The sequence below is a fragment of the Nonomuraea sp. NPDC049419 genome, assembly GCF_040676995.1.
Lineage (GTDB): Bacteria > Actinomycetota > Actinomycetes > Streptosporangiales > Streptosporangiaceae > Nonomuraea > Nonomuraea salmonea.
Genome location: NZ_JBFAQB010000014.1, coordinates 31,081 through 43,333, shown reverse-complemented (window position 1 = coordinate 43,333; position 12,253 = coordinate 31,081). Strand labels below are relative to the sequence as shown.

The following is a 12,253-nucleotide window of genomic DNA, read 5'->3' as shown; positions in this document are numbered from 1 at the left end:
CCTGAGGATACGTCATCCACCCCCGGTGGATGTATGCAGCAGATATGCGTCCGCGTGATCAGGCGCAAAAAGCCGGATTTGCTAGCTACCGGACTAAGAGACCCCCGCAGCGCCGCTGACCTGCCGATGAGTGTGCGTCAGGTCTCGGGCGATACCAGACAGGGGACCCGTCTCAGCGCATCACTGATCCTGGGGTCGCCGACCACGTGGCCACGCATTTACGGCATCCTCAGGTTGGTGCCGCTGTAGCCACTTGCGTGCGGCCTCTTCTCCGAAGCCGTGTGACCGAAGGACATCGAGGGCGGCCGCTCGCACGGCACGCTTGTTGTCTTCGCAGTTCAGGTGAGCCTTCATGCGCGCGACCACATCGTCGAGGCCGTAATCGTAGCGGCCGTTGACCTTCTGAGCGAACAACGGCAGCAGTTTGTAGAATCGGCGTTCACTGATCCCGACCTGCGTCCAAGGATACCGGTCCGGCGCCTCACTTTTCCGGAACTCCATAACGGCGATGCTTGCCTTCCGGCGCACATATCGACGGGTCGCCTCCGCGCCCTGCGCTGGGTCGAATCCGGGCCGGATCAGGTGTTCTAGCAGCGTCGCGGCCGCAGAAGCCTTATTCGGAGCCCGGGTCGCACGCCGAATGCGATCGACCTGCCGTGGGTACGCCATCGCGACAACATTCGCAAGCGCTGGCTCATCGCCATCGATATAGCCGTGCCAGTACCCCTTCAAGACCACCTGGCACGCAATCTCGTAGGAGGTCGAGTTGGGGTCAACAGTGATCGTTGGTATGCCGTTCTCGTGGATGGTCTTCGCATACCTGTTCCACGGCCGATCGATGGGGCGCTTAACCTGCTCGGTCCAGATGCGCGCGGTGAAGGCCCAGTTTGCGGGTTGTCGTGTCATGGGAGCTGCGATCAGAATGGCCTCGGCGGCGGCGAGTGGTGCGACTTCACCGCCAGTCATTGTCTTGTCCAACAGCAGTTCGACGAGCCTTCCATCATCCTCGGTCTCGCTTGTCACCCAGATGAGACGGCGGGCGATTTGGATCCACCATCCCCCCACAGAGACCCCGAGGATTGGGACGTAGAAGTAGACGGCAGGGTCCATGACACGGCGAAACAGTTCTTTTCGCTGTTCAGGACCCACGTATGTGCCTAGCCACTCGAGGATATAGTCCCCTGACAGGCCCCCCATTTGCGATGCCCCGGCGACGTATTGGCCGGCGAACCAGAGCCCGTCAACGATAGGCGCTGCCTTCTGGACGGGATCAGCCAAAGAGGAGACCTGCAGAACAGTCGCTCTCTGCGGATCGGCTGGGTCAGGAATCTCCCATACTCCCGCTACAGGTTCCATCGAGCCGACCCGCAGGTCTGGGACATCCACGAAGGGTAGGCCGTTCGGCTCAAAGACTGCGGTCGCTCGACGCGGTGGCTGAAAGCTACGGCCAGACAGAATGTCAATCTCGCGCCCGGCCTGGATGAGCACCTCCCTCAGCACGCTGCGGTCAGGCTTGCCGCCGATCTGCTGTTCCGCCTCGTCGAGAAGGCTCTCAGACCAATGTCCCATCGGGGCAGTATACGAGGGCATGGAGCACCAGAATCTCAGTCGAGTGCAGGCGCGGTCGGGTGAGCCCGAGCAGGAAAACGTCCGCGCGCCTGAGGATCAGTCAGATTTGAGGCCACGCTTCAAGCTGATCTTCTTCACGGTGACTGCACTGACGGTCCTTGCGCTGATGCTGAGCGTGCTGCTGGCTGTGCTCGGTGGCGACTCCGAGCAGGTGAGAGCCGCTTCTGAGGCGTGTTCCACCACCTACAAGATGGGCTTCGGGGCGATCGTGGGACTTATCGGTGGCAAGGTGGCGTAGTTCGGTGCTCAATCACCTGCTCCTGGGAAGGCATTGGGAACGATCAGCCGCAAATGATCAGACACAGCCGTACGCCACCGGACACACAAGAAAGCCCTCGACCCACGTTTCCGCTGGTCAAGGGCGCTCTATCGCTGGTTGGATCTGGTGCCCCCGGCAGGATTCGAACCTGCGGCACCCGCTTTAGGAGAGCGAGGGTAGAGCAGCCCGGAGGCGTGTGTTGACCTGCTTAAACGCCCTGTATGGCTCATGTCGCTTGCTTGATCATCCCGCGCATGTCCCCACCGCGACACCATGACGTGTGCTTGCAAACAGGTGACGCGCGCCGCGGACAGCAATTCGTCGAGCTGGGTGCAAGCGGTCCGTTTGGCCGCGGGGTGAAGCAGTTAGTAGACGTTTCACGGATGCGGTGAGCTTCATCGCAGATCAGCACGTCCAAGCCGTTCGGCTCGGCGTCGGTGAAGCTGCTGAAGTACCAAAGAGGTTCTTGATCCGGGTGCTGCCTCGGCCGGGGGTAGCGACGCATGGTCTGGGTGAAGGACTGGGAGCCGGTAGCGTGCAGGGCCGAGTGGCCCTGCCTGAACACCTCGCCGAGCAGGGACAGGGCAATCACACTCTTGCCGCTGCCGGGGCCGCCGGTGACGCTGACGACCTGCTTGGAGTCCGCGCTTCTGGCCCTATCCACGGTGCGCATGACCATCTCGTACACGACCTGCTGTTCGTCCAGCACCGTGAACTGCTCGCGATCGCGGATTTCCTTGGAGGTACAGGTCATGAGCTGCTTGCTCGGCGTGACCGCGCTATGGAGGAGGCGATCAGCCGCGTCTGCGCCGGGTTTCTCGGTAAGGCGCTCGCCCGAGTAGCGGAGGAACTCGCCGCGCCGCTGCTTGGTGAACAGGCGGCTGCGCTCGTCGAGAACTTGATCGGACAGGCCGTCGACGCGCTCGCTGGTCAGCGGAAGCTTGTACTCCACGAGCATCTCGACCCTGCGCAAGCCGGCGTCGGCCAGATCAAGGGCGAGGGCTGGCAGGCCGCGTTGCCAGGATCTGATCTCGGCGGGGGAGGGGCGTTGTCCGCTGGTGTTGCGGCAAGTGCTCGGCGATCAGCTCCGCGAAGGCGGCCTCATTTGGGGAGGCGAGCAGGTTCTCGACAGACAGCCGCAGTGCCGTCACGGATTGTCCCCCAGGCAGCACGAGAGAACTCGTGCGGGCGGGGGCCTATCCGCTTCGGCCGAAGCCGTACGAGCGCGAAGCCCGTCGGGCCGTATCACATGGTCGCCAAAAGAGTAGCGAGGGCGTCCCGTTCTCGGAACCGGCGAGCGAAGGATCTCGCTGCGCTACAGGTCTCTCGGCAGCCGGGTGTGCGATGTCATTGGGGTGGCCGCAAAGCGCACTGAAGCGCTGGCAGGGAGGTCGATACCAGGAGCATGTTCCCTGTATGGCGACTGAGAAACTCAACAGTGAGAGACGATCCCCGGAGGAACTCCTTGACGAGATCCGCGCGGACGCGGCAGAGCGAGACCTGTCGGCATACGCGGCCGAGATTGCGCTTCAAGCGTGACCGTGACTGGTTGCTGCGACTGGTGAACTGGCTGGAAGAAGAATGCGGTCCAGTCACTGACGACGAGTGGGCGGCAGCAATGGAGAAGATGGAAGATCGCGATGCGGAGCAAGCCGGTGGGTGTTACGTTCTGTTCCCATGAGCGGGGACGCTCGGGTCCTTGGCTGCATACCCTCTGCCAACTCGATACATACGAGCAAGGGGCGACATAGTGCAACATCAAGGCGAATCAGGTAACTTCATGTTCGGGAAGGTTGCTACCGCTGAAGTTGGGAAGCAGACAGAGAGGTATAGCTATGGCCGTTCCAGACAACTTCATTGTCCGGCTACGTCACGAGGTCGCCGAATATAAAGATACGTTCTCCCTTGCGCAAGACGGTGACGCATTTGCGCGCTGGGCACTGGCGTTTGTTCACGATCTTTCTGGCGATGATGCATATAATCAATGCGATACCCTCGGCAAAGGCGATTCAGGCCTAGACGGTTATCTCCTGGATCCAGAAGCTGAGATTTTCTACCTCAGCCAATCGAAGTTTTCCGCTGATCAAAGCACACTAATAGACCCCGAACCTTTAAGGGTCTTCGTTGGCATCCTGGACATGCTACAGAATCCCAAGGCATGCGAAACGCGTGGACAGAAAATCATGCAAATCGGACAAGCGTTCCGAGAGGCTTTGGCCAGCGGCTGTCGGCCCGTCCTGCAGTATTTCATTTATGGCAGAATTTCAGACGAGAGTGAGCGTGAAATTAGAGCTCGAGCGAGCGGCCACCCGCTACGACCCGAGGTAGAATTTTGGACTCCGGAAAAATTCTATCGAGAGTACCTCAACAAAGAGGAATCAAAGGATCTCGAGGGAACTACCATAAAGCTCCGAATGATTGAAAACCAATATTTTGTTGTCGATGGGCCATCGGTGGAAGGTATTTCCTCCGCCTTGGTCGCAAATCTGGATGGCGCAAATCTTGCAGAACAAGCCGAAGGGCATATGCCCAGAATCGTGGCTGCAAATATCAGATATCACCTAGGCCATCAAAACAGGGTTAATCAACAGATCCGCCGGACACTGGATGATGAGACCCAACGTAAAGGGTTCTGGTATTACAATAATGGAATAACTATAGTCTGCGATAGTTTTTCGGTCGATCCGGAGACGAGTGAAATCGCACTTACGAATCCGCAAATTGTGAATGGCTGTCAAACCGTGACAGCTCTTATTAATAAACGAGACAAGCTTGGGGGCGCAATTCTCCCTATCGCCGCCCGGATCATTTCGCGAACGCCTGGTGAGCTAGGCACGACGCAGCTCCTAAAGATAGCCGAGCACACGAATTCTCAGTCGCCTGTAAAACAAGAAGACCTCAAGTCGAACGATCCTATTCAGGTTAGACTACAAGTCTACTTTGCCAACCTCCCCACTCCATGGTTCTATGAGAGAAAGCGTAGGGAGTGGCATTCGCTTTCGCCGGCCCAGCGTAGCCGTTTTACGCTAGCTCGTCGTATCACAAAAGAGGACGTTGGACAGCGGTGGCGGGCGTTCGATGGGCATCCTGCAGAGGCCGTTAGCGATAAGGAGGAGATGTTCTCGCCACCCCTTTACGGAGAGATATATCGCGAAGACAGAGATGTCAGGCTGTATCTACTGGCCTACGTTTGGTATGAAGACTTCTGGCACTTACTGGATAAGCCGAATGAGGGCATCCGCGTCAAGCTACTCCCGTCATTTAATGAGCGACTCCTAAATAGGGTTCTGCGGTGCAAGAAGCTATGGGTCATGCATTGCGTATTCGCGATGAAGGTGATGCTGCGGCAGTATTATACAGAAATGGATGGAGAAAAGGCGGATCGCATAATAGACATTATGCGCAAAGATCCGCGCCAATTTGATGGCGGGAGAAAGATAGTCTTAAGAGCGTTCAAGCAATGGGCGGATGCCATCGGTGATGACACGGACATGAGAGTGGCCCTCAAGGATGTCGACGCCGCAAGAAAATGGGAAGACAACCTTCTTGACCATCTAGAAATGTATGAGAATATCTCGCTCCCGAAACTGTCATAGATGAGTCCTGAGTCTCGGCGCAAGAGAGTTTTGAGTTGGAAGTTACCATACGCAAGCGTCCTCTGCTGGCTGCGTGGCGGCTGTGTGCCTGGGTTATTTGACCCGAATGAGGCATGCGAGGGTGGCTGGCCAACGGCTCAGCTGTGTAACTGCCTCGAGTAGATAGGCATTGAGGCAATGGGGCGCCTCACTCAGAGCAGCGTGAAGTGCGCGGTGGAGGTCGAGTTTGCGTACCAGTCGGATACTGGTCAACCTCTGGCGCCAGAGCGCAATCTGTCATCTCTCAGCAACGCCTCGAGCAGCTGCTCCCTTCGAGTGTGTTCTTAGTTGTCTGTCTATTACCCAGCTGCTTCAAGATACGCTCAAGTTCAAGGGGCCTCTGTTGTGCTCGTGGAGAATGTCGTAGACGCGGTGTGCAGGGAGCTACCCAGGTGTGGCGAGGAGCACGGACACTGCATTCATCGGGAGTGGTGGCCTTCTGCGGCATGGTTTGTATGGTCCCGGTTAGGTGCGGCAATGAGAGCAGGATGGGAGTTCGACAAGCGAGCAAGTCTATGGCTTAGCATGGCGGTGACATCCTCCGACAGCAGAGCTCAAGCCGCGATATCTGTACTGGCCGCTGTCGTGGAGCGGGCCCGTCTCCACGACAAGGAGGTTGGAAGGCGCATTGCTCCTTCCACGCCATGTCGCTACGAGCCTGGTGCTGTCCGCGACCGTCCCAAGCGACATCAAGTTTCAACGAAGCCGGGGACGATTCAATCAATCCAGCTCAGTGACCTTCATCAAATCGACAGGTTCCGTATCGGGTTGCTTCAGGAGCGCGAGGAACTCGTCTACGGTTGGCACGTGATCTGCCGCCCGAAGTGTCTGAGGTTCCTCCCACAAAGGGATCTGGGACATGCCGCCAGCGCTCCTCGCCAGTCGCCGGTTATCTGTCAGGTGTCAGACTTCAACCCTACTCTCGTGACGTCCATCTGGCCTGAGATTGATCAAGCCTGAAGGCGATCTCAGCGGCCCCGGCCCTCTCTGCCGACGGGTCTATACGGCCGCTCAGGATGCATACGGTTGTACTGGCAGACGACATGTTCTGGAATCTCTCTGCTGGTGTCGAGCTCGACCCGAAGCCTCCGTGCCCACTGGAGGACATCTGAGTACTGAGCGCCATCGGTTGTAGAGCCGGGACCGGGCTTCCAGCCGGCGAGGATGGCGGCCTTTTCGATGGCCTGGACCCTTCTAGACGTCCTGCCAGGAAGTCGCAGCTCGGCGATGGCGTTGTCAAGAAGATCGTCATAGGTCGTTGTCCGTCCTTCGGAGATCAGCCATCGGATCAGGGCCACCAGCTCGTCGGAGCTGTACGTTGTGATCGCTCTACCACCTAACCGGGGTGGCCGCTGGGGACGAGGGCTCGTGATGCTCGGTTCTTGACGGGTGGAGGTTGACATGCTTGCGGATGGCGTAGTCGCCTTCGAACCATGTCTAGTGATCTCCCAAGCTGCACTGTCAGCGTCCTCGGCGGTGTGCGAAATGCGTGGAAGGCCTTTGCCCCAGCTAAACCGGAGATCGGGGCACCTCAGGACCTGAACGTAGCCGTTTGTGATCGTCACTGCCTCCGCAGGCGAGCGGATGATCAGAAGAGGCTTGAAGGGGTCGAGGTCAGCTTGGACGCCGCGTACGGCTAGTGCATCGCGAAGCTGGAGGAGGTGCTTAAGATCCTCGCTGTCTTTGGCTGTGACGGGCTTCTGAGACCGCCTTTTTGGAGAGATGGACGGCCTCGGCGCCGCTGAGGATCTCAAGATCTTCCTGGCCGCGCCTTCATGGTCATCGATTGGATGAATCGAGAGGGAGCGCCCTTCTCCCCAAACGAAACGGCTGTTGGAGATGAATGCCTCTATCTTGCCCGCTGTGACCATCTTGACTTCCTGCGGTGCTGAGATGATCAATGCGGGCACCGCAGGGTTCAATTGACACTCGACGCCGCCGGCAATGAGTGCCTCCTGCAGGTTGCTGAGGTATGGCAACGCAGGTGATCTGGGGGTCGCGACACTCTTCAATGACCGTGATGTGCGTGTCGGGCTTCTTCTCGAGGTCGAGGAGGGACGGCGCTTGTAAGCGTCTACAACGTGATCCGGAAGGCGACCCCGGGATGCCACCTGGTAGCCGTTGTCGCGTGCCCACTGGCGGATCTGAGCTGACGCGATTTGGTTGGAGCTGACGCCCGTGGGCGGTTGCTCGCTACTGACTGTCTCGTCCGAGCGCGCGAGGGCCTTGAAGAGGTCATCCAGTGACGGAACCGCTGCCTTCCGTTCAACATCGCCGTTTGCGGTCGGCTCGCCAACAGTCATGTTTCTACTCTCACTCGTAATGTCACGCTATGGGCGAAATGTTCCGTTTAGCATGGATCGGTCAGCGTCTCTGGCGAACCTTGCTTGACCTCTCACGGTTCTTCCGGCGTCAACCGTTCCAGCTGACACTGAGGCATACACTAGGGGTCCGACAGATTCCAGTGCTGGTCGCACGTTGTTAGCGCCTACTTGCATTGAGTGTTGTAGGCGATATTTACGGTCGTCCGATAGGCACGATAGCGACTATTGACTACTGTCCCTATTGGCGACGTTGGGGCAGTATCCCTGTAACTTTGTCTGGCCGGCACAACCCCCGTGGTGTCAGTCGGTTCTGGTAGACCTTCAGCGTGCTTGGATCGTGTTCAAAGGAGGCGGGCATGGGCTCCGGTCGCATTCTGGATGCACTTGCTGCTGCCTCCAGCAATGATCGTGCTGATTGGATCGCTACATATGGTGCCGAGCTGGCGGCTCATGGCGGAGGTGAGTCGCTGGGTGACTTGCTGAAGATCTCGGTCTGCGAGCCCGTCGACATCCGTCGGTACTGCTCTGCGGAGCGAGCACGGGACATTCTGCTTGCCAATTCTCTTCAAGATCGTCGTGTCTTGCTCCAGACCACCGTTCCAGAGCTCAGAGGGTTGACAGGCTGCGACCAGCGGACGCTCAAGGATGTCCTGAACGCGCTTCTCGCCTCTCTGGTAGAGGGTGACGTGCGTGATCGTGGTGAAACGGTCCAGAACGAACCACATGCTACGTTGCACGATCTTCTGGAGCTGTGGACCTCTTCGCTCGATGATCGTCAGCGCCTGATCCTCCGTCATCGTATGGCTCGTCGCGACCGCAGTCTTGATGACCTGGGCAACGAGCTTGGTGTCAGCCGCGCACGCGTTGGTCAGCTAGAGAAGAAGCTGGCCGACAACTTCGCTGCATGGCGGCAGAGCAGCCCGGTTGCGGAGCGGATCGGCCAGTTCCATTGGTGGGTCTTCAATGGATCTTCACCGCTCATGACGTTCGAGGCTGTCTCGGCACGAGTTCCTGAGCTGTCGGATCTGGTTCACCCAGTCGGAATTGAGCTGTCCAATTTCCTTGAGATGCTTCTGCCTGATCTCGATGTCGATGGTCCCTGGTTGGCGACCAAGCCGCTTTCAGATCTACGTGATGTGACCTTCTACTCAGCCACACACCGCGAGAAGCGGTCGGATGGCGGCTACGACCTCGACAAACTCCAGGCGGAGCTGGGGCTGGATGACTATGCGTGGTCGTCGTGGCTTGAGTACTGCGGTCTCCGTAAGGCCGCTGGCATCGTGGTCCGCAAGGGTGCCTCGCAACCCGAGCTCGCAGTCGCGGTCCTGGCCGCTGCGGGTCATCCATTGAGTGTGGAGGAGATCGCGGAGCGGCTTCAGGTGGATGGGGTGCGATCCCTTCGAGGGCGTTTGCAGGCCGATGACCGCATCGCGCGGGTGGGGCCCAATTCCTATGGACTGCCTGAGTGGAACCTCGAGACGTATGAGGGCATCCGCGAGGAGATCGTGCAAAGGATCGAGCGCGGCGGTGGACGTGTGCTGCTGGCTGACGTAGTAGATGAACTGGTCGAGCAGTTCGGGGTGTCCCCGGCCAGTGTGCGTGCGTACGCGGCGCGACGGGAATTCTCTCGCAGGGATGGGTGGATCAGGCTGGCAGGGAATGGAGACGATGGGCCAAGCCAGGCATCCCGCAAAATGCCGACTCCTGGAGAGACCCGTCGGTGCTTCTTCCTCAGGGGACAGTGGTGGTTCCGTGTAGACATCAACAAGGAGGTACTGCGCGGATCGGGATTTACGGCGCCACGTGGCGTAATGGCCTTGTTCCAAGTCGCAGAGGGGACTGAACGCGTCTTTGCTGCTCTGGCCCAGGAGATCCGCATCTCCTGGGCAGCACCTCAGCCGCAATTTGGAAGCATCCGTTCACTGGTCACACAGCTTCAAGCCAAGATCGGAGATGTGCTCTGGCTCGCACCGACCGACCGTGGCGCGGTCCGGGCTCGGCTGGTTCGCGCCTGGAACAAGACCGAAGATGACGAGATCGCGCTTCGCTCAGGTGTCCAACGGGGACTGAGCGGAGAGGACCTGCGTTTGGCAGTAGCCGGCGCCCTTGCACTCTCTGTGCAAACCTCATGGGCTGCTCTCGTGATGTCCCTACGTGCTCGTGGCGATCTTGACCTCGCCGAAATCGTGGAGGGTTACACCCTGAGTGAGTCTTGTCGAGCGCTCGATTCCGTTCCTGGTCTGGATGACTTCTTCGCTGCGCTCGGCGGGCGGTGATGGCTGACATGCTGCGCACCTTGACCCTCGAGGACAGTTACAGGAGCGACCGCAGCAACGTCGTAGGTGAGTTCTATGTCCCCTGCCTCTCGCTCGCGAACCGATACGACCGAGCAGTCGGATACTTCACCAGCAAGTCTCTCGCACTGGTCGCTCGCGGGTTGGAAGGCTTCGAACGTAACGGCGGTCGTATTCGACTTATAGCCAGTCCGCATCTGACGGACGGCGACATTGATGAGATGCGGGCTGGGTACACGTACCGGGAGATCATCGCCAAGGCGGTGCTACGTGAACTGGACCCAGACACCGAGCGTCCCAGCAAAGAACTCGCTGGACTGGGGCTTCTCGGGCGGCTCATTGCCCAAGAGGCAATGGATGTGAAGATTGCCATCGTCCATGGCAGGGAAGGTCTCGCGCTCTATCACGAGAAGATCGGCCTCATCTCCGACAAGTACGGGGATACCGTCGCATTCACCGGTTCCATGAACGAGACCAGCTCCGCCTTTCTTGACAACTTCGAATCGATCCAGGTCTTCAGATCGTGGAACGAGAACGACAAGGGCAGGGTGGACATCCTCCGATCCGACTTCGATGAGTTGTGGGCCGGACGCACACCAAGGCTCGAGATTCTTGACTTTCCCGCTGTCGCGAAGGAGCGATTCATCGCATTGGGCGAGCGCGCCGGCGAGTTGTCGAACGAGACCAAAGATCCTGAGCCGCTGGTCGTGTCTACCGATCTGACGACCTTGGGATGGGCGCGATTGCCGCATGATGTCGAACTGCGGGACTATCAGAAGACTGCGATAGCGAAGTGGCTGAGCGCCAATGGCCGTGGCGTGCTGCAGATGGCTACCGGCACAGGAAAGACGATTACCGCATTGGCAGCACTCGACCAGATAGGGCGACAGCTTCACACTCGCGATCTGTCCTTGGTCACGGTGGTGGTGGTCCCGCTCCTGGACCTTGTCGAGCAGTGGTCGGCAGAACTTCGCAACTTCGGCGTTGTACCGATCAAGTGCCGCGACCTGGCTGCGTCATGGGAGCCGGCGGCACGCAATGCGCTAGCCGCTCTTCGGGCTCGCCGAAAAGGCAGCATCACATTGGTGGTCACCAATGCCACCTTCCGCGCGGCAGCCTTCCAGGCGCTTCTTTCCTCCATCGATCTCCCTCTGCTGGTCATTGCCGATGAGGCACACCATCTAGGAGCAGAACATCTGCGGACGGCTCTGCCGGCACATGCCCAGTTCCGCCTCGCACTTTCCGCCACACCGGAGCGATGGTTCGATCCGGCGGGCACGGATGCCCTGAAGGACTACTTCGGGGACATTCTCACCAAGCTGGGCCTCAAGGAGGCGATTGACCTAGGGGCGTTGACGAGGTACAGATACCACCCCGTCCTCGTTCCCCTGGGCGATGACGAGGCAGAGCAGTACACCGAGCTCACCGTGAAGATTGGCGCGCTTATGAGATCGCAAGAGCCAGACTCGGTGAGTGAGGATGACAACTCACCGCTCGGAATGCTGCTAGGGATGCGGTCGAAGGTCCTCGGGCACGCTCGTGCCAAGATGCCGGCCCTTCGAGAGGCGCTGGAAAGACACAGGGACAGTTTCTTCCAGTTGATCTACTGCGCCGAGGGCGGAGCACCGCTGATTGACGGCGGGACCGGGCCACGTCAGGTCGAGCAGGTTCTCGAGCTAGCGGGCAAGGAGTTGGGTCTCAGGGCTCATACGTTCACCTCCAGGGAGCACAAGCGGCAACGCCGAGATCTGCTCCGATCGTTTGCGACTGGGCGTGACCTGCAAGTTCTTGTGTCGATGCGCTGTCTGGATGAGGGGGTCGATCTCCCGGATGCTCGCGTGGCGTACATGCTCGCGAGCAGCACCAACCCTCGGCAGTTCATCCAACGCCGCGGCCGGATCCTTCGAAGGGCGCCAGGGAAGAGTTTCGCAGAGGTCATCGACTTCGTGGTGACACCCCCGCAAGACCCTGCCTTGTTCGAAATTGAGCGTCGGCTCTTCCGGCGAGAGCTCGCTCGATGCGTAGAGTTCGCCGGATACGCGGAGAATCACGGGGAAGCCCTCGCCAAACTGAGGGAACTGCGCGATTATTACCAGCTTCTTGATGTGTGAA

7 protein-coding genes and 1 tRNA gene are annotated in these 12,253 nt (G+C 59.1%); 4 read left to right on the top strand and 4 right to left on the bottom strand.

Annotated elements, in window-relative coordinates; translation table 11 throughout:
- Positions 1 to 180 precede the first annotated feature (180 nt).
- The gene (locus tag AB0K12_RS32495; RefSeq protein WP_364569743.1) at positions 181 to 1,569 is read right to left on the bottom strand and encodes a hypothetical protein; all 1,389 of its coding nucleotides are present in this window, start codon (positions 1,567 to 1,569) and stop codon (positions 181 to 183) included.
- Between the two features lie 19 nt (positions 1,570 to 1,588).
- Between AB0K12_RS32495 and AB0K12_RS32490 the strand changes: the two genes are divergently transcribed.
- A complete protein-coding gene (locus AB0K12_RS32490; protein WP_364569740.1) occupies positions 1,589 to 1,867 on the top strand; it encodes a hypothetical protein in 279 nt (92 codons plus the stop codon).
- A gap of 145 nt (positions 1,868 to 2,012) precedes the next feature.
- On the opposite strand, the gene AB0K12_RS32485 is transcribed toward AB0K12_RS32490, so the two are convergent.
- A tRNA-OTHER gene (locus tag AB0K12_RS32485) sits at positions 2,013 to 2,082 on the bottom strand.
- A 32-nt stretch (positions 2,083 to 2,114) separates the two neighbouring features.
- The gene (locus AB0K12_RS32480) at positions 2,115 to 2,840 is read right to left on the bottom strand and encodes a DNA/RNA helicase domain-containing protein (protein WP_364569737.1); all 726 of its coding nucleotides are present in this window, start codon (positions 2,838 to 2,840) and stop codon (positions 2,115 to 2,117) included.
- A gap of 883 nt (positions 2,841 to 3,723) precedes the next feature.
- Here AB0K12_RS32480 and AB0K12_RS32475 point away from each other — a divergent pair.
- On the top strand, positions 3,724 to 5,484 hold the full coding sequence (locus AB0K12_RS32475) for an AIPR family protein (RefSeq protein ID WP_364569734.1): 1,761 nt from the start codon (positions 3,724 to 3,726) through the stop codon (positions 5,482 to 5,484).
- A 1,007-nt stretch (positions 5,485 to 6,491) separates the two neighbouring features.
- Here AB0K12_RS32475 and AB0K12_RS32470 read toward each other — a convergent pair.
- Positions 6,492 to 7,826, bottom strand: a complete 1,335-nt coding sequence (locus tag AB0K12_RS32470) for a histone-like nucleoid-structuring protein Lsr2 (protein ID WP_364569731.1) — start codon at positions 7,824 to 7,826, stop codon at positions 6,492 to 6,494.
- A 377-nt stretch (positions 7,827 to 8,203) separates the two neighbouring features.
- Here AB0K12_RS32470 and AB0K12_RS32465 point away from each other — a divergent pair, with 377 nt between their 5' ends.
- Both AB0K12_RS32465 and AB0K12_RS32460 read left to right on the top strand, forming a co-directional pair.
- A complete protein-coding gene (locus tag AB0K12_RS32465; protein WP_364569729.1) occupies positions 8,204 to 10,123 on the top strand; it encodes a sigma factor-like helix-turn-helix DNA-binding protein in 1,920 nt (639 codons plus the stop codon).
- Positions 10,124 to 10,131: 8 nt separating this feature from the next.
- Positions 10,132 to 12,252, top strand: a complete 2,121-nt coding sequence (locus AB0K12_RS32460; RefSeq protein ID WP_364569727.1) for a DEAD/DEAH box helicase family protein — start codon at positions 10,132 to 10,134, stop codon at positions 12,250 to 12,252.
- Position 12,253 lies beyond the last annotated feature (1 nt).

Bases quoted from the DNA above. Each gene is read 5' to 3' on its own strand.
- AB0K12_RS32465 (WP_364569729.1), top strand. From the start codon at position 8,204: ATGGGCTCCGGTCGCATTCTGGATGCACTTGCTGCTGCCTCCAGCAAT.
- AB0K12_RS32460 (WP_364569727.1), top strand. From the start codon at position 10,132: ATGCTGCGCACCTTGACCCTCGAGGACAGTTACAGGAGCGACCGCAGC.
- AB0K12_RS32475 (WP_364569734.1), top strand. From the start codon at position 3,724: ATGGCCGTTCCAGACAACTTCATTGTCCGGCTACGTCACGAGGTCGCC.
- AB0K12_RS32495 (WP_364569743.1), bottom strand. From the start codon at position 1,569: ATGGGACATTGGTCTGAGAGCCTTCTCGACGAGGCGGAACAGCAGATC.
- AB0K12_RS32490 (WP_364569740.1), top strand. From the start codon at position 1,589: ATGGAGCACCAGAATCTCAGTCGAGTGCAGGCGCGGTCGGGTGAGCCC.
- AB0K12_RS32470 (WP_364569731.1), bottom strand. From the start codon at position 7,826: ATGACTGTTGGCGAGCCGACCGCAAACGGCGATGTTGAACGGAAGGCA.